The following is a 19,085-nucleotide window of genomic DNA, read 5'->3' on the forward strand; positions in this document are numbered from 1 at the left end:
TGCGCCTACCAGTATCCCCGACACAAGCGTGAGGGGCGGTTCCGGCCACATGCCGGAACCGCCCCCACGCGTCGCGCTCTGTTACTTCCTGCTGTAGTTCGGCGCCTCGACGGTCATCTGGATGTCATGCGGGTGGCTCTCCTTGAGGCCCGCCGACGTGATCCGGACGAACCGGCCGTTCTCCTGGAGCTCCGGAACGGTGCGGCCGCCGACGTAGAACATCGACTGGCGCAGTCCGCCGACCAGCTGGTGCACGACCGCGGAGAGCGGGCCGCGGTAGGGCACCTGACCCTCGATGCCCTCGGGCACGAGCTTCTCGTCGGAGGCGACACCCTCCTGGAAGTAGCGGTCCTTGGAGAAGGAGCGCTGCTCACCGCGGGACTGCATGGCGCCGAGCGAACCCATGCCGCGGTACGACTTGAACTGCTTGCCGTTGATGAAGAGCAGCTCGCCCGGAGACTCCTCGCAGCCGGCGAGCAGCGAGCCGAGCATCACCGTGTCGGCGCCGGCGACCAGCGCCTTGGCGATGTCTCCGGAGTACTGCAGGCCACCGTCGCCGATGACCGGGACGCCCGCCGCCTTGGCGGCGAGGGATGCCTCGTAGATCGCGGTGACCTGCGGGACGCCGATGCCGGCCACCACGCGGGTGGTGCAGATGGAGCCCGGGCCGACACCGACCTTGATGCCGTCCACACCGGCGTCGATCAGCGCCTGGGCGCCGTCACGGGTGGCGACGTTGCCGCCGATGACATCGACGGAGGCGTTCGACTTGATCTTGGCGACCATCTCGCCGACCAGGCGGGAGTGGCCGTGCGCGGTGTCGACGACGATGAAGTCGACGCCCGCCTCGATCAGCGCCTGGGCGCGCTCGAAGGCGTCGCCGGCGACACCGACGGCCGCGCCGACGAGCAGGCGGCCTTCCTTGTCCTTGGCGGCGTTCGGGTACTTCTCCGCCTTGACGAAGTCCTTGACCGTGATCAGGCCCTTGAGGATGCCCGAGTCGTCGACCAGCGGCAGCTTCTCGATCTTGTGGCGGCGCAGCAGCTCCATGGCGTCCACGCCGGAGATGCCGACCTTGCCCGTGACCAGCGGCATCGGGGTCATGACCTCGCGCACCTGGCGGCTGCGGTCCGTCTCGAAGGCCATGTCGCGGTTGGTGACGATGCCGAGCAGCTTGCCCGCCGCGTCGGTCACCGGGACACCGCTGATGCGGAACTTGGCGCAGATCGCGTCGGCCTCACCGAGCGTCGCGTCGGGGTGCACCGTGATCGGGTCGGTGACCATCCCGGACTCGGAGCGCTTCACCAGGTCGACCTGGTTGGCCTGGTCGGCGATCGAGAGGTTGCGGTGGAGGACACCCACGCCGCCCTGACGCGCCATGGCGATCGCCATGCGGGACTCGGTGACCTTGTCCATCGCCGCGGAGAGCAGCGGGATGTTCACCCGCACGTTCTTGGAGATGTACGAGGAGGTGTCGATCTGGTCGGGCGCCATGTCGGACGCGCCAGGCAGCAGCAGCACGTCGTCGTAGGTCAGCCCGAGTGTCGCGAATTTCTCGGGCACTCCGTCGACGTAGACAGTCATGACACCTTCCCCAAATGGCCTTGATCGGTGCGGATGTCCATGCTAACGGGCCTCGACGGTGTCTCATTCCACGATCAAGATCAGAGAGCAGCTTTGGACGTTCGTACGTGTACGTGAGGGCCATCGGCCCTCTCCGACCCTTACTGCTCGGCCAGTGCGCGCAGGCGGCTCAGCGCGCGGTGCTGCGCCACCCGCACGGCCCCCGGCGACATGCCGAGCATCTGCCCGGTCTCCTCGGCGGTCAGGCCGACCGCCACCCGCAGCACCAGCAGCTCCCGCTGGTTCTCCGGCAGATTGGCGAGGAGCCTCTTGGCCCACTCGGCGTCGTCGCTGAGCAGCGCACGTTCCTCCGGGCCCAGGGAGTCGTCGGGCCGCTCCGGCATCTCGTCGGAGGGAACGGCCGTCGACCCCGGGTGCCGCATCGCGGCCCGCTGCAGATCGGCGACCTTGTGTCCGGCGATGGCGAAGACGAAGGCCTCGAACGGTCTTCCGGTGTCCTTGTAGCGCGGCAGCGCCATCAGGACGGCGACGCAGACCTCTTGTGCGAGGTCTTCGACGAAGTGGCGAGCATCACCGGGCAACCGGCTCAGCCGCGTACGGCAATAGCGCAGGGCAAGGGGGTGGACGCGCGCCAGAAGGTCGTGCGTCGCCTGCTCGTCGCCCTCGACGGCACGGTGAACGAGTGCACCGATCACCGTGGTCTCGTCGTCGCGCATCGCTCCATGGTGCCTTGACGCCTGAGGATTCGCGGCACCGCGTCCGTAGTTGTGCACCGAAGCGTTATGAGCAGGTGCGCCGGAACTCATCTCCTGCGCCCTCCCCTCCCGCTCGATCGACTCGTCCCCGAGGAACTCCACACCTCAAGGATGCGGCATCCCGCGCGGAAGTGACACAAGCTGCTCCGCAGCGGGGCTCAAGCCGCTCCCGCCACGGGGCCACACGCTGCTGCCGCAGCGGGACACGAGGGCCGCCGCGGCAGGGCTTCGACTAGCGGACCAGGCCCCAGCGGAAACCGAGAGCGACAGCGTGCGCCCGGTCCGACGCACCCAGCTTCTTGAACAGACGACGGGCGTGGGTCTTGACGGTGTCCTCGGAGAGGAAGAGCTCGCGCCCGATCTCCGCGTTCGACCGGCCGTGGCTCATGCCCTCGAGCACCTGGATCTCGCGGGCGGTGAGCGTCGGCGCCGCACCCATCTCGGCCGACCGCAGCCGGCGCGGGGCGAGCCGCCAGGTCGGGTCGGCGAGCGCCTGGGTGACCGTGGCCCGCAGCTCGGCGCGCGAGGCGTCCTTGTGCAGGTAGCCACGGGCGCCCGCGGCGACCGCGAGCGCGACACCGTCCAGGTCCTCGGCGACGGTGAGCATGATGATGCGGGCGCCGGGGTCCGCGGACAGCAGCCGGCGGACGGTCTCCACGCCGCCCAGACCGGGCATGCGTACGTCCATCAGAATCAGGTCCGAGCGGTCCGCGCCCCAGCGGCGGAGGACTTCCTCGCCGTTGGCCGCGGTGGTCACGCGCTCCACGCCGGGCACGGTCGCGACCGCGCGGCGAAGCGCCTCTCGGGCAAGCGGGGAGTCGTCGCAGACGAGGACGGATGTCATGGCCGCCCTCCGCAGCTGATGCGCGTCACCTTGAGCCTCCAGGGCTGGTACGTATCGTCACCTGTGCGGTTGACACCCTCGGACACCTGCCCGAGCGCTTGTTCCTTCAACCGCCTCCGCACTCTCAACGACGGTCACTCGAAAGAGTTACGGGTCGGACGGCCGCCTTCGGCACTCTACGTGAGGGGCCGTACGCGGAGGAGAGCGACGCGGGCGATCCATCCATCATCGGAAGCTATGCCCCATTTAGCGGGATTTCTTCCCTTTTTGCGGTGTCTGTGGCTAGATTCGCAATGAGTCATATTTACATCTACTAAGACAGTAGTTGTACGGTCGGATCGAACCCGCGAAAGCGGGTACGCGAGACCCCGCGGGGGGTGAAGGGCCCCCGGTTCATCAGCCATCCACCCGCCCACCTATCCGTTCGACACGGTTGACACGGTTACAAGGGGACAAGCGCAATGGCAGATTTCTCCCGCCTTCCCGGACCCAACGCCGATCTTTGGGACTGGCAACTCCTCGCGGCCTGCCGCGGAGTCGACAGCTCCCTGTTCTTCCACCCCGAGGGAGAACGCGGCGCGGCACGGAGTGCGCGTGAGAACTCGGCGAAAGAGGTCTGCATGCGGTGCCCTGTACGCGCGGAGTGCGCGGCACACGCACTCGCCGTGCGGGAGCCCTACGGCGTCTGGGGCGGCCTCACCGAGGACGAACGCGAAGAACTCATGGGACGAGCCCGCAACCGCCTGATCACGGCATCGGCCACGGCATCGAGTTCGGCAGGCGTGGGGCGCGCCTGAAGACCTGAAGGAACGTTTCTGCACGTCAGGGGAACGGAGCCGGGACCGCCTCCCACCCGGCGCCGACGGAGCCGCGCCACGCGCGATCCGGGACGTGCGGCACGGATGACGGCCGTACGTCCACGGACGGCCGGCGGTACGCGGGTGCGTCACGCCGGTGTGGTCACTACGCGCGCGTGGCCGCGCGGGTCAGTTCGTCCAGAGTGGCCGCGACGGCCGGGACCTGCGCCAGGTCCGGGAGTGTGAGGGCGACGATCTCGCGCTCGACAGCCGGCTCCACCGTCACGGTGCGCGCCCCCTTGGGGCGTACGGACTCGATGGCGAGCGCCGGGAGGACGGCCACGCCCAGGCCGGCACCGACGAGCCCGACCACGGCCGGGTAGTCGTCGGTCGCGAAGTCGATGCGCGGGGTGAACCCCGCCTCCTCGCAGACGTCCACGAGTTGACGGCGGCAGCGCGGGCAGCCCGCGATCCAGGGCTCGTCGGCGAGTTCGGCGATGCCCACCGATTCGGCGTCGGCCAGCCGGTGCCCGTCGGGGACCAGGCCGACCAGACGGTCGGCGAGCAGAGGGCGGACGACGAGGTCGTTCCACTCGTCCGGGCCCGCCCCGTAGCGGAAGGCGAGGGCCACGTCGCAGTCACCCTCGCGGAGCATCTCGACCGAGCGCGGCGGCTCCGCCTCCACCAGCGAGACGCGGGTGCCCGGGTGCGCCGCGCGCAGGGCGGCGAGGGCCGTGGGGACCAGGGTGGAGCTGCCACTGGGGAAGGACACGAGGCGGACCCGGCCGGCGCGCAGACCCGCGATGGCGGCCACCTCCTCCTCCGCCGCCGTGAGGCCCGCGAGGATGCCGGAGGCGTGCCGGACCAGGGCCTCGCCCGCCTGGGTGAGCCTCATCTCGCGGCCGGTCCGGATCAGCAGGGGCGTTCCCGCCGAGGATTCCAGCGCCTTCATCTGCTGGCTCACCGCGGGCTGGGTGCAGCCGAGTTCGCGCGCGGCCGCGGAGAAGGAGCCGGTCGCGGCGACGGCGCGCAGGACGCGGAGATGGCGGGCCTCGATCATAGGTCGAGCATAAGCGATGCTTGGGATTGGCGGCGAATATCCATTCCTTCCTTTGAGTGTGGTCGCTTAGGGTGCCCCTCATGAAGCTGCTGAGCGTGAACGCCGGACGGGCCAGGGCCGTGGACTACACCGACGCCGCGTCGGGGATGACGGGGATCGACAAGCGACCGGTCGAGGGGCCGGTGCGGGTGGAGTCTCCCGGCGAGCGCGGCGCCGGGGCGAGCGGGGTCGCCGGGGACGTGGTGTGCGACCTGCGGTTCCACGGCGGTGAGGATCGAGCCGTCTACGCCTTCGCGCGGGAGGACATCGACCTCTGGGAGCGGGAGCTGGGCCGGTCTCTGGCCAACGGTTCCTTCGGCGAGAACCTGACCACGCTGGGGCTCGACGTCAACGGGGCTCTGATCGGCGAGCGTTGGCGGGTCGGCCCTGACCTGGTCCTCGAAGTGACGGGTGGTCGCATTCCCTGTCGTACGTTCGCCGGGTTCCTCCAGGAGCAGGGCGGCGAGGTGCAGGGCTGGGTCCGCCGCTTCACCCAGTCGACCGCCGGCCCGGGCGCGCTGCTGCGTGTGATCGAGCCGGGCGAGGTGCGGGCCGGCGACGCGATGTCGGTCGTGCACCGGCCGGCGCACGAGGTCACGGTCGCGCTGCTGCACCGGGCCGCGACCACCGAGCGCGCGCTGTTGCCGAGCACGCTCGCCGCGGCCGAGTGGATGGAGTCGGGCCTGCTCGAACTCGCTCGTACGTACGCGGAGAAGTACGGAACCGTCGCGTAACCGGCGGCTGGGCCTCGGGGATGCCCCCGAGGAGGGATCAGGGGCGTTTCGGGGCGGTCCAGGGGCCGTCCCCGATGTGTGCGCCGGGGGCGGAACGGGAGGCTGTTCGCATGTCTCGTCTCAAGCGCGTTCTCATCGTTCTCGGGTCGATCGCCGCGGTGCTGATCTCGGCGATCGGCAGTGGTTTCCTGTGGCTCCGCTCGGGCGCGAAGGCGTCCACGGTGGGCTCGGCGGAGTTCCCGCGCGAACTGGGGATACCGCCGCTCGCCCCCTCGACCGGGCGCTCGGACGCCACGCGGGTCTTCGACCTGACGACGCGGGCGGGGCGGAAGGAGTTCCGGCCCGGGAAGCCTCGTGGGGAAGGGGCGGCGGGCAGAGAAGGCCCGTACGCCACACCCGCACGCGGGGCACTAACGTGCCGCGTATGACGACTGCACTGATTACGGGCGCCACCGCGGGGATCGGGGCCGCCTTCGCGCGGAAGCTGGCGGCGGACGGTCACGACGTGGTGCTCGTGGCCCGCGATGTGAAGAGACTGCGGGAGCAGGCGACCGAGCTGCACGACCAACACGGCATCGAGGCCGAGGTCCTGGCGGCGGATCTGTCCGAGGAGAAGGGGATCGCGGCCGTGGAGGCCCGGCTGTCCGATGCGAGACAGCCGGTGGATCTGCTGGTGAACAACGCCGGTTTCGGCAACAAGGGCCGGTTTCTCGAAGTGTCCATGGCCGACGAGTTGAAGATGCTCACGGTGCACTGCGAGGCGGTGCTGCGGCTGACGTCCGCGGCGGCGGGGTCCATGCGTACGCGCGGCAGGGGTGGGGTGGTGAACGTGGCCTCGGTGGCGGCGTTCGTTCCCCGTGGCACGTACGGGGCGTCGAAGGCGTGGGTCGTGCAGTTCACCCAGGGCGCGGCGCGCGATCTCGCGGGCTCGGGCGTGCGGCTGATGGCGCTCTGCCCGGGGTTCGTCCGGACGGAGTTCCACGAGCGGGCCGGGATGGGGACGGACAACATCCCGGGCTGGATGTGGCTCGACGCGGACAAGCTGGTCGCGACGGCGCTGGGCGACCTGGCGAGGGGGAAGACGCTGTCCATCCCGGACCCCCGTTACAAGGCGCTGATGGGCGTGGTGAAGCTGGCGCCCCGCGGCCTGCTCGGCGGCTTGTCCTCCAAGGCCGGCCGCGCGTACGGACCGAAGTAGGGGGACGGCAGGAGGGGGTACGGCGGGAGGGAGTACGGCGGGAGGGAGTACGGCGGCTTCTCACAGATCCTGCGGATCGAGGGCGAGTTCGGCCGTGGTGCCGTCCTGCCAGGTCACCTGGATCGTGCGGCCGGAGACCTGGACGGTCGCGAGGGTGGTGACGGGGGCGGGGCTCGGCTCGGCGGTGAGTGAGGCGAGGGCCACGAAGAGGGTTTCGGGGCCCCGGGTTGCGCCGTACAGGGCGGCGGTGCGGGTGTGCGGGCCGCCCTGCAGGGTGGCGCCGGTGGCGAGTGCCGTGTTCTCGGTGGGGGCGGTGGCCGGCGGATAGCCGTGGACCGGATGGAGCTGGGCGGTGGGGCCGTCGGGGGTGACGGCCCAGCCGGTCTGGCGTACGGGAGTCCCGTCGGGGGCTCCGATGACGAGGTGGGCGCGGACCTCGGCGCGGCCGTGGACGAGGGTCGCGGAGAGGACCCGGGTACCGGGGAGCGGGGTGTGCAGGGAGGCGGCCCAGCCGGGGCCGGCACCCAGGGGGGTCGCGGGGCCGCGGCGGGTGACCCTGCCGTCGAGGACCAGGGCGAAGTGGTTGTCGGGCTGGTCGGGCGGGGTGGTGGGGCCGGTGCGGGTCGAGTAGGCGTAGCGGGCGTAGCCGGAGTCGTCGTCGCCGGACGGGTCGCTGCTCACATGGTTGCTGCCGTGATTGTGGAGGCGGACGAGTCCGTCGGCGGCGGTGGACTGGATGAGCAGGCCGGCCGGGGCGGCGGTGCGCACGGTGTCGGCGCGCTCGGCGGGGAGGGGTTCTTCCCGGTCGGTCCAGGCCGGGTGGTCGGCGGGGAGGAGGAGGCCGAGGAAGCCCTTGGAGGCCCAGTACGGGGAGGCGGGTCCGGAGTAGCTCTGCACGGCCGGGGCGTACGGGCCGTGCCAGCCGAGGGTGAGCAGGCCGCGTTCGTCGGTGGCGCCCCGGTCCAGGAAGTACCGGAGCGCGCCGGAGGCGAGGCGGCGGGTGGCGCCGGGGGTGAGCGGGGTGTGTCCGGTGAGCGCTCCGAGCCAGGGGGCGGCTGCCGCGGCGAAGCGGTAGGTGAGGGAACGGCCGTACGGGAGGGGGGCGCCCTTGGCGTCGAAGAGGTGGAGGTGGTCGTCGAGGTGGCGACGCAGGCGGGGGCCGTAGCGGTCGAGGAGGTCCTGGTCGCCGGAGAGGTGGGCGTGGAGGACGGGGTAGAGGTGCAGGGCCCAGGCGTTGTAGTGGTCGAAGGCGCGGTTGTCGCCGTCGCTGTACCAGCCGTCGCCGAGGTACCAGTTCTCGATGCGGCCGAGGGAGCGGTCGATGGTGGCGGCGGCGCGGTCGGTCTCGATGCCGGCGTCCTGGAGGAAGCCGGCGACGGTGAGGCCGAAGAGCCACCAGTTGTTGTCGACCGGGGAGGGCTCGAGCGCGGGGAGCAGCCAGTCGACGGCGCGCTGCCGGGTGCGGTCGTCGAGGGTGTCCCAGAGCCAGGGGCGGGTCAGGCGCAGACCGACGGCGACGGAGGCGGATTCGACGACGGCCTGGCGTACGTCGGTGAGGGGCGGCCAGGAGTCGGGACCGGTCGAGCCGGGCTCCTCGGTGCCGGCGGCGAGCCCCTCGGCGTAGCGGGGCAGGTGGCCGTACGGATCCGCCCCTCGGGCGCCCGCCACCCGGAGGGCGGCGAGGAGGAACGTGCGGGCGTGGCCTTCGAGGCCGTCGGAGCGGGTGCCGGACCAGCTGGGGCGGGGCCCGGGCAGGTCGAAGAGGCCGTGGCGGGGCGAGGCGTACGGCCTTACGGCGAGGAGAAGTCGGTCGGCGGTGTCCTCCCAGTGGGCGCGGGTCCAGCCGGTGAACGGGCTGAGCTCACGGTTCTCGGACGGCGTGGGCATGATGCTCCCTGCGGCGGACGTCTGCGTCGCCGGAATCATGGACGCGCCTCGATCGAACGTCAATGGATCTGGACCGAATGATCGAAACACTCTTCGATTCGATCATTCTGCATGAGAAGGTCGGACCACAAGGCCGGCGGCCCGCCGGACCACCAACCGCAAGGGGGAGACACGCCGTGCGCGAGAGTGCCGCCGAACGACACGACCGACTGCTGGCCCTGGTGCGCGAGCGCGGTACGGCGCGCGTCGCCGACCTGGCCACGCTGCTGGGGGTCTCCCCCGTCACCGCCCGCCGCGACGTCGAGGCGCTGGCGGCCAGGGGTCTGCTCGACCGCGTGCACGGCCAGGTCTCCTGGCCGGCGCGGTCCGAGAGCTCCGACGGGACCGATCGGACGGACCGGCCGGAGCGCCGGGGCGACCCGGGCGCCCGGCGCTCCGGCGAGGGGCTCGTGCTCGGACTGCTCGCGCCCTCCGCCACGTACTACTTCGCCGAGGTCATCCGGGGCGCGCACGAGGCCGCGGCACGTGCGGGGGCCCGGCTCGTGCTGCGGATCTCGGACTACCGCCCGGAGGAGGACCGCGCGCGCACCGAGGGCCTGCTCGCGGCGGGCGCCGAGGGCGTGCTCGTCGCCCCCGGCTGGCGAGGCCCGGAGGACCGGCTCGGGTACGGGGACTGGCTGGCCGAGCTGTCCGTGCCCGCGGTTCTCCTGGAGCGCCGGGCCGACCCCGGTACGCCCCTCGACGCTCTGGACCGGGTGGTGTCCGACCACGGCCACGGCGTCCTGCTCGCCCTGCGCCATCTGCTGGAGCTGGGACACGGCACCCCGCTGCTCGTGGCCCGCGGCGACAGCCCGACGGCTCTCGCGGTGCGCGCCGGGTACGCCGAGGCGCTGAACACCCTGGGCTTGGAGGCGCCCGGCCCGGTGATCGAATCCGTACCGGCCGACCAGGATCCGGAGGGTTTCGAGCGGGCGGTACGGGCTCTGCACGAGGCGGTGACCTCCGGCCGGGTGAGCGCGGCCCTGGTCCACAACGACGTGGACGCGATCGAGATCGTCCAGCGCCTGGCGGACCTGGGCGCGAAGGTGCCGGAGGACCTGGCCCTGATCGCGTACGACGACGAGGTCGCCGCGCTCGCCGACACCCCCCTCACGGCGGTCGCCCCGCCCAAGCGCCAGGTGGGGCGCCACGCCACGGAGTTGCTGATCGAGCGGCTGACGGAGGCCCCGGACGAGGAGGCGTCGCGGCGCCATCTGAGCCTGTTGCCTCGGTTGCGGGTGCGGTCCTCCTGCGGGGCTCCCCTGGGACCTCGCTCGGCCTGAGGGCTCACCCGCCAAGGGGCTCGCACCTCCTGATCGATCCGATCTTTTTTCGATCAATCAATCTTTCGCTCTTGACTTCGGTCATGAACGGTCACAGGATCACGGCCCATCACCCCTTGCCGCCGTCCTCAGGAGTTGTGCCGTGACCCGCAGTTGGAGCAGAGCATCCCGTGTCATAGCCGGCACCGCCACCGCCCTCGCCGTCCTCACGGCCTGTGGCGGCGGCGGTGACGACACGTCCGCCGGTTCGAAGGGGACCGACGGCAAGCCCGTGACCATCACCTTCTGGGGCTGGGCCAAGGGCTCCAAGGACGTGGTGGACGCGTTCAACGCCTCCCACTCGAACATCCAGGTGAAGTTCGAGGAGATCCCCTCCGGCACCGCCGGCGGCTACGCCAAGATCTCCAACGCCGTGAAGGCGGGGAACGCCCCGGACCTCGTGTCCATCGAGTACCCCTCCCTCCCCGAGTTCGTCAGCTCCGGCGCCCTGCAGGACATCGGTGACGAGTTCACCGAGGCGGACCGGGGCAAGCTGCTGCCGCAGTCCGTCGGTCTGACCACCCTCGGCGGCAAGACCTGGGCCGTCCCCTTCGACGCCGCGCCGCAGGTCTTCTACTACCGCAAGGACCTGTTCGAGAAGCACAACATCGAGGTCCCCCGGACCTGGGACGCCTTCAAGACCGCGGCGGAGAAGGTGAAGAAGGCCGACGCCAAGGTCCGGATCGGCACGTTCTTCCCCGACGACCCGACCACCTTCGAGGCGATGGCCTGGCAGGCCGGCGCCCAGTGGTTCAAGGCGGAGAACGACACCTGGAAGATCAACACCACGGACGCGGCCACCACCAAGGTCGCCGCCTACTGGCAGGGTCTTCTCGACGCCGGCCTCGTCCACAAGAACGCCTCGTTCAGCCCCGAGTGGACCGGCTCGCTCAAGAACGGCACGACCATCGGCTACCTCGGCGCGTCCTGGGGCGCCGGCGTCCTCAAGGGCACCCTGCCCGAACAGAGCGGCAAGTGGGCCGTGGCGCCCATCCCGACCTGGGACGGAAAGCCCGCGAGCGGCATGCTCGGCGGAACCTCCTTCGCCGTGACGAAGGACAGCGAGAAGAAGGCGGCGGCCGTCGAGTTCGCCGAATGGATGGCCACCACCGAGGCCGGCGTCAAGGCCCGTATCGCCTCCGGCACCTCCAGCGCCTTCCCCGCCGCGAGCGCACTGCGCCCCGTCGCCAAGGCGGCGTTCGACGCGAGCTTCTACGGCGGCCAGGACATCTACGCCCTCTTCGAGCAGGCCGGTTCCTCCATCAACGAGAACTGGGCCTGGGGACCGACCACCGGCACCACCAACACGACCATCAAGGACCAGTTCGGCAAGATCTCCCAGGGCGGCCCGACGATCGCCGACGCGATCAGGACCGGTCACCAGGCCACCGTCACCGAGCTGTCCAAGCGCGGTCTGAAGGTCGAGGGCTGACCGAATGAACGCCCGCACCCGTGCCGCAGCGTTCCTGCTGACCCCGTTCTTCGCCCTGTTCCTCGCGGTGATGGTCGTGCCGATCGGATACGCGGTCTGGCTCAGCCTGTTCACCGAGAAGCAGTCCGGGCTGGGCTTCGGAGGCACCGAGACCGTCTTCACCGGACTCGACAACTACACCGCGGCGCTGGGTGACCGGGCCTTCCGCGAGGGCTTCGGCGTACTGCTCGGATACTGCCTGTTCTACATTCCGCTGCTGCTCGCCGGGGCCCTCGGCCTCGCCCTGCTGCTCGACTCGGCGCTCGCCCGCGCCCGCCGCTTCTTCCAGCTCGCGCTCTTCCTCCCGCACGCCGTCCCCGGCATCATCGCCGCGCTGATCTGGGTCTACCTCTACACACCCCAGCTCAGCCCGGTCGTCGAGGCCATGGAGGCCGGCGGCATCGGCTTCGACTTCTTCTCACCCGAGGGCGCCCTGCCCTCCGTGGTCAACATCGCGCTGTGGGAGTGGCTCGGCTACAACATGGTGATCTTCTACGCCGCGCTGCAGGCGATCGACCGCTCCGTCCTGGAGGCGGCCACCGTCGACGGCGCCGGCTCCTGGCGAATCGCCTTCAGCATCAAGATCCCGCTGATCCGCGCCTCGCTCGTGATGGTCGGGCTCTTCACCGTCATCGGCTCGCTGCAGCTGTTCACAGAGCCGCTGATCCTCAACAAGGGAACGGGCTCCGCCGTCACCTCGACCTGGACGCCGAACATGTACGCGTACACCGCGGCCTTCGACCGCAACGACTACGGGCTCGCGGCCGCGGCCTCCGTCCTCCTCGCCCTGACCGCCGCGTTGCTGTCCTTCGGCGTGACCCGCCTGACCGGCCGTCGGAAGGGAAAGACAGCATGACCCACCGGCCCCAGAGCGCCTGGCTCTCCAAGTCCGCCGTGAACGGAGCGCTCGTCCTCGCCGTCGTCTACATGCTCTTCCCGCTCGTCTGGCTGGTGACCGCGGCCACCAAGGACGCGGGCGGGCTGCTCGCCGGCAACGCCTTCTCCTTCGAGGGCTTCGACCTCGGCGGCAACCTGAGCCGCCTCGCCGAGTACAACGACGGCATCTACGTCCACTGGTACGTCAACAGCCTGCTGTACGCGGGAGTGGGCGCCCTCGCCTGCTCGCTGATCAGCGTCGCGGCGGGCTACGCCTTCGACAAGTACCAGTTCCGCGGCAAGGAGAAGCTCTTCGGCCTCGTGCTCCTGGGCGTGCTCGTACCCACCACGGCGCTCGCCCTGCCCATGTACCTCCTCGCCAGCGAGGTGGGCATCGTCAACACCTACTGGGCCGTGCTGATCCCCGTGCTGGTCAACCCCTTCGGGGTCTACCTCTCGCGGGTCTTCAGCTCCGGCTACATCCCCGACGAGGCCCTGGAGGCCGCGCGTATCGACGGCGCGGGCGAGCTCCGCACCTTCTGGTCGATCGGTCTGCGCATGATCATGCCGGGCTTCGTGACCGTCTTCCTCTTCCAGTTCACCGCCATCTGGAACAACTTCTTCCTCCCCCTGGTGATGCTCTCGGACCAGAAGCTCTTCCCGCTGAGCCTCGGGCTGTACGCATGGAACAGCAACGCCCACGCGGAACCCGACTACTACCCCCTCGTCGTCACCGGGTCCCTGCTGGCCGTCGTCCCCCTCGTCGTCGCCTTCGTCTCCCTGCAGCGCCACTGGAAGGCCGGTCTGACCGCCGGCAGCGTCAAGTGAGGAGCCCGGGTCCCACGATGCACCCCGCCACCGACCATCGCCCCGCGCTCCTGCTCTCCATGGGCCGCGGCATCGCCGAGCGGCTTCTGACGGACGCCCACCGCGCCCGCCTCGCCGCCCTCACCCGTACCGACCCGGCCCTCGTCGCCCACGACCTGACGACACCCACGCCAGAGGTCGCCGCCGCTCTCGCCGAGGCGGAGATCCTGCTCACCTGCTGGGGCGCGCCGCCCCTGACCGCCGACGTCCTGGACCGCGCCCCGCGCCTGCGGGCCGTCGTCCACGCGGCCGGCTCGGTCAAGCACCATGTGACGGAAGCCTGCTGGGACCGGGGCCTCACCGTCACCTCGGCCGCGGCGGCCAACGCGCTGCCCGTCGCCGAGTACACCCTCGCCGCGATCCTCTTCGCGGGGAAGCAGGTGCTGCACGCGGCCCTGCGGTACGGGGAGACCCGCGCCGACGGCACGTGGACGGCCGAGTCGGCGGCCTGGGGCAACTACCGGCGGACGGTGGGCCTGATCGGCGCCTCCCGGATCGGCCGCCGGGTCATCGAGCTGCTCCGGCCCTTCGACTTCGAGGTGCTGCTCTACGACCCGTACGTGACGGTCCCCGAGGCCCGCGCCCTCGGGGTGGAGCCGGTGGGCCTCGACGAGTTGTGCGCCCGGAGCACGATCGTCTCGGTGCACGCCCCTCAACTGCCCTCCACGCACCGGATGATCGGCGAGCGCCAGCTGGCCCTGATGCCTGACGGCGCCACGCTGGTCAACACGGCGCGCGGCTCCCTGATCGACGAGACCGCGCTCCTCCCCCACCTCACATCGGGCCGCCTCCACGCGGTCCTGGACGTCACGGACCCGGAGCTCCCGCCCCCGGACTCACCGCTGTGGACCCTGTCCAACGTCCTTCTCACCCCGCACGTGGCGGGCTCCCTGGGCAACGAACTCCACCGCATGGCGGACCACGCGCTGGAGGAGGTGGCGCGGTACGGGCGGGGGGAGCCGTTCGCCGACCCGGTACGGCCGTCGGATCTGACGCGGTCGGCGTAGGGCGTGGTCGCCGGTCACGACGCCCCCGCGTCTCCGCCGACCGCCACCGGCCGCGTCCCCCGCGCCTGCTGCGTGCCCCTCATGCCGCCAGGGCGCCCGCAGGCCCTGGTTCTAAACTGGAAGGGTCCCACCCGGTCCGGGAGGCGCCATGACATTCGTACAGATAATCGATTGCAAGACCAGTCGGTTCGACGATCTGAACCGGCTCATGGACAAGTGGGTCGAGCAGACCCAGGGCAAGCGGACGGCCACCCACAGCGTCATCGGCAAGGATCGCTCCGACTCGGACCATCTCGTGGAGATCGTCGAGTTCCCGTCGTACGAGGTGGCGATGACGAACTCGCAGCTTCCCGAGACGGACCGCATCTTCCGCGAGATGGTCGCGCTGTGTGACGAGATGCCGACCTTCACCGACCTGGACATCGTCCGGGACATGCAGCTCTACAAGAGCACCTCCCGCCGGTTCTTCGAGCTGCTCGCCTCCGAGGGCGAGCTCCCGCCGCTCGACGAGGTCCTCGTGGAGGGCTATCACGACCACGATCCGACCAATGAGCAGGACCCGATCGGCATGGACGCGGTCCGCCGCCAGATGGAGATGTGGCGGGGTGGTTTCGACTTCGACTTCACCGTCAACGACCAGATCGCCGAGGGCGACCGCGTGTGCACCCGCTGGACCTGGGTGGGCACGCACACCGGCGATTTCATGGGGCTCCAGCCCACCGGTATGAGGGTCTCCATGACCGGCACGACCATCCACCAGTTCCGCCAGGACGGCAAGATCGCCGAGGGGTGGTGGCAGTACGACCTGCTCGGGCTCATGGGGCAGCTCGGCGCCGTGGAGGTGTAGGACTTCCGGAGCGAGCACCCGGGAGAACGCCCGGAGAGAGATCCGAGGGATCCGGTACGAACGACACCGAGGCCCGGTGTCCCCGCGACGGGGACACCGGGCCTCGGTGATCGATCAGAGGTGCCTCAGTGGGAGTGGCCGTGACCGTGGCCGTGGCCCGCGTCCGCCGGCTCCTCTTCCTTCTTCTCCACCACGAGGGTCTCGGTGGTGAGGAGGAGGGAGGCGATCGAGGCGGCGTTCTCCAGCGCGGAGCGCGTCACCTTCACCGGGTCGATGACGCCGGCCTTGACCAGGTCGCCGTACTCGCCGGTCGCGGCGTTGAAGCCCTGGCCCTTCTCGAGCTCCGCCACCTTGGAGGTGATGACGTAGCCCTCGAGGCCGGCGTTCTCGGCGATCCAGCGCAGCGGCTCGACGGCGGCGCGGCGGACGACGGCGACACCCGTGGCCTCGTCGCCGGTCTTGCCGAGGTTGCCCTCGAGGACCTTGACGGCGTGGACCAGAGCGGAGCCACCACCGGAGACGATGCCCTCCTCGACCGCGGCGCGGGTCGCGGAGATGGCGTCCTCCAGACGGTGCTTCTTCTCCTTCAGCTCCACCTCGGTGGCGGCGCCGACCTTGATCACGCACACGCCGCCGGCCAGCTTCGCGAGGCGCTCCTGGAGCTTCTCGCGGTCCCAGTCGGAGTCGGTGGACTCGATCTCGGCCTTGATCTGGTTGACGCGGCCCTGCACGTCCTCGGAGTTGCCGCCACCGTCGACGATGGTGGTGTCGTCCTTGGTGACGGTCACGCGGCGGGCGCTGCCCAGCACGTCCAGACCGGCCTGGTCGAGCTTGAGGCCGACCTCCTCGGCGATGACGGTGGCACCGGTGAGGGTGGCCATGTCGCCGAGCATCGCCTTGCGGCGGTCGCCGAAGCCGGGGGCCTTGACGGCCACGGCGTTGAACGTGCCGCGGATCTTGTTCACGACCAGGGTCGACAGGGCCTCGCCCTCGACGTCCTCGGCGATGATCAGGAGCGGCTTGGAGGAGCCGGCCTGGATGACCTTCTCCAGCAGCGGCAGCATGTCCTGGATCGAGGAGATCTTGCCCTGGTGGATCAGGATGTACGGGTCGTCGAGGACGGCCTCCATACGCTCCTGGTCGGTGACCATGTACGGGGACAGGTAGCCCTTGTCGAAGGCCATGCCCTCGGTGAAGTCGAGCTCCAGGCCGAAGGTGTTGGACTCCTCGACGGTGATGACACCGTCCTTGCCGACCTTGTCCATCGCCTCGGCGATGAGCTCGCCGACCTGCTGGTCCTGCGCGGAGAGCGCGGCCACGGCGGCGATGTCGGACTTGTCGTCGATCGGACGGGCGGTCGCGAGGAGCTCCTCGGACACGGCCTTGACCGCGGCGTCGATGCCCTTCTTCAGGGCGGCCGGGGAGGCGCCGGCGGCGACGTTGCGCAGACCCTCGCGGACGAGCGCCTGGGCGAGCACGGTGGCGGTGGTGGTGCCGTCACCCGCGATGTCGTTGGTCTTGGTCGCCACCTCCTTCACGAGCTGGGCGCCGAGGTTCTCGTACGGGTCGTCGATCTCGACCTCGCGGGCGATCGTGACACCGTCGTTGGTGATGGTGGGGGCGCCGAACTTCTTGTCGATGACGACGTTGCGGCCCTTGGGGCCGATCGTCACCTTGACCGTGTCGGCAAGCTTGTTGACGCCGCGCTCAAGGGCGCGACGGGCGTCCTCGTCGAACTTCAGGATCTTCGCCATGGGAGCGATTCAGCCCTCTCGGATTTCGTGGTGAAACTGGTGAAACGAACTGCGCCCCGGACGCCCGGTGCGGGGTCAGGGGCGCAGCTCAAAGCATCGCTTCAGTACTTCTCAGTACTTCGGTGAATTACTTCTCGACGATCGCGAGCACGTCGCGAGCCGAGAGGACGAGGTACTCCTCGCCGCTGTACTTCACCTCGGTGCCGCCGTACTTGCTGTAGAGCACGATGTCGCCGGTCTTCACGTCGAGCGGCAGGCGCTCGCCGTTCTCGAAGCGACCCGGGCCCACCGCGAGGACGACGCCCTCCTGGGGCTTCTCCTTCGCAGTGTCCGGGATGACCAGGCCAGAGGCCGTGGTCTGCTCGGCGTCGAGCGGCTGGACCACAATGCGGTCCTCGAGCGGCTTGATGGCAACCTTGGAGCTGGCGGTCGTCACGATCCGACCTCCCCCTTCGGAGATCTCACGGGGTTAACTGTCTGAGGTGGCGACCAGGTGGATCCGTCGTCGCGGGTGCCGGACCTGCCCGTCGCTGTGTTGGCACTCTCCAGTGGGGAGTGCCAGACCTGAGACTATGACCGCGATTAGCACTCGGTCAAGCGGAGTGCCAATTCAGTGCGATGTGGCGCCACGCCGCCGGTACGAGAACGGCGGCGCGGACCGGTTCGTTCCGGACGGGTTCGAGCTCCCGATCGCGCGCCTCCCGCGCCTCCCGGACCTCCCGTCGTTCCCGCGCCTCGCGCGGGTCCCGTCGTTCCCGCACCTCCCGCGCCTCCCGCGCCTCGCGCGCCTCCCGCGCCTCGCGCGGGTCCCCCAGGTCCCGCAGCCCTCCCGCCGCCTTTCGCCCCAGCCGTTCGATCGGATCCACCGACGACGCGCAACCCGTCGCCCCCAGGAGCGCGCCGGCGAGCGCGAGGCCGGACACCAGCCGGCGCGCCCGGATCACACGTAGTCCTCGAGCTTCGCGACCGCGTACCCCTTGGCCGTGATCGTCTTCATCACCCGCCGGACCATGTCCGCCATGGAGCCCTTCCAGTCGCCCTTGCCCCGGAAGTGCGTGAGCACGATGTCACCGGGGTGCAGGTCCCGGTCCCACTCGCGCCACTCCATCCGGTCGGGGAACGCCTCGGAGGCCCAGAGCGGCACCGCCTTGACCCCGCACGCCTTGGCCGCGCGCAGCGTGTCCTCGTTGTAGTTGCCGTAGGGCGGGCGGAAGAGCGGCGGCCGCTTCCCGTACCGCTTCTGGATGACGTCCTGCATCCCGCAGATCTCCCGCTTCTGCGCGGCGTACGAGAGCCCCGGCATGTAGCGGTGGTTGAGGGTGTGGTTGTGCAGGGAGACGCCCGCGTCCTGCATCTTCCGGAAGTAGCCGTAGTCCTCCTTGACGAGGTAGTCGCTGAGGAAGGCGCTGTACGGGATGCGCAGCTCGCTCATCATCCGCAGCAGCTCGGGGTCCTTCTCCGCGCCGTCGTCGATCGTGAGGAAGACGACCTTCTCCTTGGTCGGCACGGTGGTGAAGACCGGCGGCAGGCCCTCGCCATCGGTCTCGAACCCCTTCCGGGTGGTGATCTCCGGCTTCACGGCCGGCGGGGCCGGGGCCTCCAGCGGCGGCCGGTCCAGGCCCCACTTCTTGGCGGCGAGCGCGCGGGCGGCACGTTGCTCGCGGACCTTCTCCACGTACGCCTTGAGGGCGCCGGACGCCTCTTGTGCCTGCTCCCGGGGCTGCCCGGGAGCGGGCTTCACCTGCGAGCCGGCACCGCCCTCGGCCCCGACGGGCCCCGGGTCGCCGGGCGGTTCCGCACAGGCGGTCGCGAGGGCGGCGACGAGCAGCACCGCACCGACCGACCGGCGCAGCGGAAGGACGCGGAGAGCCCGAATGGAGCGCTTTTCTTCTTTTTGTCGTACTAGCTGCATGGCGTCGCATCCTGTCAGCGGCACCGCCTCCCGCCGCCCCGACACCGCCGCGCCGCGCACCACGTCCCCCGGCCGGCCCACACGGAACCAGG

The 19,085-nt window shown here is 70.4% G+C and carries 18 protein-coding genes; 9 read left to right on the forward strand and 9 right to left on the reverse strand.

Translation table 11 applies throughout. The features are described from left to right. Positions 1 to 81 precede the first annotated feature (81 nt). From guaB to ACZ4VW_RS03605, 3 genes are all read right to left on the reverse strand, one after another. Entirely contained in the window at positions 82 to 1,584 is a 1,503-nt protein-coding gene (gene guaB / locus ACZ4VW_RS03595) for an IMP dehydrogenase (RefSeq protein WP_467957961.1), read from the reverse strand. A 140-nt stretch (positions 1,585 to 1,724) separates the two neighbouring features. Further along, positions 1,725 to 2,300, reverse strand: a complete 576-nt coding sequence (locus ACZ4VW_RS03600) for a sigma-70 family RNA polymerase sigma factor (RefSeq protein WP_467957963.1) — start codon at positions 2,298 to 2,300, stop codon at positions 1,725 to 1,727. Positions 2,301 to 2,571: 271 nt separating this feature from the next. Further along, positions 2,572 to 3,183: a response regulator transcription factor gene (locus ACZ4VW_RS03605; RefSeq protein ID WP_003948568.1), complete on the reverse strand. Its 612-nt coding sequence runs from the start codon at positions 3,181 to 3,183 to the stop codon at positions 2,572 to 2,574. Between the two features lie 461 nt (positions 3,184 to 3,644). Here ACZ4VW_RS03605 and ACZ4VW_RS03610 point away from each other — a divergent pair, with 461 nt between their 5' ends. Further along, complete coding sequence (locus ACZ4VW_RS03610; protein WP_137993885.1) at positions 3,645 to 3,980, forward strand: WhiB family transcriptional regulator; 336 nt, start codon at positions 3,645 to 3,647, stop codon at positions 3,978 to 3,980. A gap of 166 nt (positions 3,981 to 4,146) precedes the next feature. Here ACZ4VW_RS03610 and ACZ4VW_RS03615 read toward each other — a convergent pair whose 3' ends face one another. Then, on the reverse strand, positions 4,147 to 5,040 hold the full coding sequence (locus ACZ4VW_RS03615; protein ID WP_467957965.1) for a LysR family transcriptional regulator: 894 nt from the start codon (positions 5,038 to 5,040) through the stop codon (positions 4,147 to 4,149). A gap of 80 nt (positions 5,041 to 5,120) precedes the next feature. Here ACZ4VW_RS03615 and ACZ4VW_RS03620 point away from each other — a divergent pair, with 80 nt between their 5' ends. Next, positions 5,121 to 5,813, forward strand: coding sequence for an MOSC domain-containing protein (locus tag ACZ4VW_RS03620; RefSeq protein ID WP_467957967.1), 693 nt, complete (start codon positions 5,121 to 5,123; stop codon positions 5,811 to 5,813). Between the two features lie 424 nt (positions 5,814 to 6,237). Beyond that, positions 6,238 to 7,011: an SDR family NAD(P)-dependent oxidoreductase gene (locus tag ACZ4VW_RS03625; RefSeq protein WP_467957970.1), complete on the forward strand. Its 774-nt coding sequence runs from the start codon at positions 6,238 to 6,240 to the stop codon at positions 7,009 to 7,011. 60 nt (positions 7,012 to 7,071) lie between these two features. On the opposite strand, the gene ACZ4VW_RS03630 is transcribed toward ACZ4VW_RS03625, so the two are convergent. Beyond that, complete coding sequence (locus ACZ4VW_RS03630; RefSeq protein ID WP_467957972.1) at positions 7,072 to 8,898, reverse strand: DUF2264 domain-containing protein; 1,827 nt, start codon at positions 8,896 to 8,898, stop codon at positions 7,072 to 7,074. Positions 8,899 to 9,074: 176 nt separating this feature from the next. Between ACZ4VW_RS03630 and ACZ4VW_RS03635 the strand changes: the two genes are divergently transcribed. From ACZ4VW_RS03635 to ACZ4VW_RS03660, 6 genes are all read left to right on the forward strand, one after another. Next, positions 9,075 to 10,220: a substrate-binding domain-containing protein gene (locus ACZ4VW_RS03635; RefSeq protein WP_467957974.1), complete on the forward strand. Its 1,146-nt coding sequence runs from the start codon at positions 9,075 to 9,077 to the stop codon at positions 10,218 to 10,220. A gap of 142 nt (positions 10,221 to 10,362) precedes the next feature. Beyond that, positions 10,363 to 11,691 (forward strand): ABC transporter substrate-binding protein, encoded by a 1,329-nt coding sequence (locus ACZ4VW_RS03640; protein ID WP_467957976.1) that lies wholly within the window; start codon positions 10,363 to 10,365, stop codon positions 11,689 to 11,691. Positions 11,692 to 11,695: 4 nt separating this feature from the next. Beyond that, on the forward strand, positions 11,696 to 12,586 hold the full coding sequence (locus ACZ4VW_RS03645) for a carbohydrate ABC transporter permease (protein ID WP_467957978.1): 891 nt from the start codon (positions 11,696 to 11,698) through the stop codon (positions 12,584 to 12,586). Then, positions 12,583 to 13,434 carry a carbohydrate ABC transporter permease gene (locus ACZ4VW_RS03650; RefSeq protein ID WP_467957980.1) on the forward strand — a complete coding sequence of 284 codons (852 nt, stop codon included), beginning with the start codon at positions 12,583 to 12,585 and terminating at the stop codon, positions 13,432 to 13,434. The genes ACZ4VW_RS03645 and ACZ4VW_RS03650 overlap by 4 nt, the downstream gene beginning before the upstream one ends. Positions 13,435 to 13,451: 17 nt before the next feature. Then, positions 13,452 to 14,480, forward strand: coding sequence for a hydroxyacid dehydrogenase (locus ACZ4VW_RS03655; RefSeq protein ID WP_467957981.1), 1,029 nt, complete (start codon positions 13,452 to 13,454; stop codon positions 14,478 to 14,480). 148 nt (positions 14,481 to 14,628) lie between these two features. Continuing rightward, positions 14,629 to 15,327 carry an ester cyclase gene (locus tag ACZ4VW_RS03660; RefSeq protein ID WP_467957982.1) on the forward strand — a complete coding sequence of 233 codons (699 nt, stop codon included), beginning with the start codon at positions 14,629 to 14,631 and terminating at the stop codon, positions 15,325 to 15,327. 125 nt (positions 15,328 to 15,452) lie between these two features. On the opposite strand, the gene groL is transcribed toward ACZ4VW_RS03660, so the two are convergent. The 4 genes from groL to ACZ4VW_RS03680 all read right to left on the reverse strand — a co-directional run bounded on the left by groL (position 15,453) and on the right by ACZ4VW_RS03680 (position 18,993). Further along, positions 15,453 to 17,081: a chaperonin GroEL gene (groL, locus tag ACZ4VW_RS03665; protein ID WP_467957984.1), complete on the reverse strand. Its 1,629-nt coding sequence runs from the start codon at positions 17,079 to 17,081 to the stop codon at positions 15,453 to 15,455. Between the two features lie 127 nt (positions 17,082 to 17,208). Continuing rightward, positions 17,209 to 17,517 carry a co-chaperone GroES gene (gene groES / locus ACZ4VW_RS03670; protein ID WP_005313390.1) on the reverse strand — a complete coding sequence of 103 codons (309 nt, stop codon included), beginning with the start codon at positions 17,515 to 17,517 and terminating at the stop codon, positions 17,209 to 17,211. A gap of 157 nt (positions 17,518 to 17,674) precedes the next feature. After that, complete coding sequence (locus ACZ4VW_RS03675; protein WP_467957987.1) at positions 17,675 to 18,025, reverse strand: hypothetical protein; 351 nt, start codon at positions 18,023 to 18,025, stop codon at positions 17,675 to 17,677. Next, positions 18,022 to 18,993 carry a polysaccharide deacetylase family protein gene (locus ACZ4VW_RS03680; protein WP_467957989.1) on the reverse strand — a complete coding sequence of 324 codons (972 nt, stop codon included), beginning with the start codon at positions 18,991 to 18,993 and terminating at the stop codon, positions 18,022 to 18,024. The genes ACZ4VW_RS03675 and ACZ4VW_RS03680 overlap by 4 nt, the downstream gene beginning before the upstream one ends. Between the last annotated feature and the right edge of the window lie 92 nt (positions 18,994 to 19,085).

Source organism: Streptomyces sp. NPDC029139 (assembly GCF_055564335.1).

Excerpts from the sequence above, each read along its gene's own strand:
- ACZ4VW_RS03610 (WP_137993885.1), top strand. The coding sequence starts at position 3,645 with ATGGCAGATTTCTCCCGCCTTCCCGGACCCAACGCCGATCTTTGGGAC.
- ACZ4VW_RS03620 (WP_467957967.1), top strand. The coding sequence starts at position 5,121 with ATGAAGCTGCTGAGCGTGAACGCCGGACGGGCCAGGGCCGTGGACTAC.
- ACZ4VW_RS03605 (WP_003948568.1), bottom strand. The coding sequence starts at position 3,183 with ATGACATCCGTCCTCGTCTGCGACGACTCCCCGCTTGCCCGAGAGGCG.
- ACZ4VW_RS03680 (WP_467957989.1), bottom strand. The coding sequence starts at position 18,993 with ATGCAGCTAGTACGACAAAAAGAAGAAAAGCGCTCCATTCGGGCTCTC.
- ACZ4VW_RS03625 (WP_467957970.1), top strand. The coding sequence starts at position 6,238 with ATGACGACTGCACTGATTACGGGCGCCACCGCGGGGATCGGGGCCGCC.
- ACZ4VW_RS03645 (WP_467957978.1), top strand. The coding sequence starts at position 11,696 with ATGAACGCCCGCACCCGTGCCGCAGCGTTCCTGCTGACCCCGTTCTTC.
- guaB (WP_467957961.1), bottom strand. The coding sequence starts at position 1,584 with ATGACTGTCTACGTCGACGGAGTGCCCGAGAAATTCGCGACACTCGGG.
- ACZ4VW_RS03650 (WP_467957980.1), top strand. The coding sequence starts at position 12,583 with ATGACCCACCGGCCCCAGAGCGCCTGGCTCTCCAAGTCCGCCGTGAAC.
- ACZ4VW_RS03600 (WP_467957963.1), bottom strand. The coding sequence starts at position 2,300 with ATGCGCGACGACGAGACCACGGTGATCGGTGCACTCGTTCACCGTGCC.
- ACZ4VW_RS03655 (WP_467957981.1), top strand. The coding sequence starts at position 13,452 with ATGCACCCCGCCACCGACCATCGCCCCGCGCTCCTGCTCTCCATGGGC.
- groL (WP_467957984.1), bottom strand. The coding sequence starts at position 17,081 with ATGGCGAAGATCCTGAAGTTCGACGAGGACGCCCGTCGCGCCCTTGAG.
- ACZ4VW_RS03660 (WP_467957982.1), top strand. The coding sequence starts at position 14,629 with ATGACATTCGTACAGATAATCGATTGCAAGACCAGTCGGTTCGACGAT.
- ACZ4VW_RS03630 (WP_467957972.1), bottom strand. The coding sequence starts at position 8,898 with ATGCCCACGCCGTCCGAGAACCGTGAGCTCAGCCCGTTCACCGGCTGG.
- ACZ4VW_RS03615 (WP_467957965.1), bottom strand. The coding sequence starts at position 5,040 with ATGATCGAGGCCCGCCATCTCCGCGTCCTGCGCGCCGTCGCCGCGACC.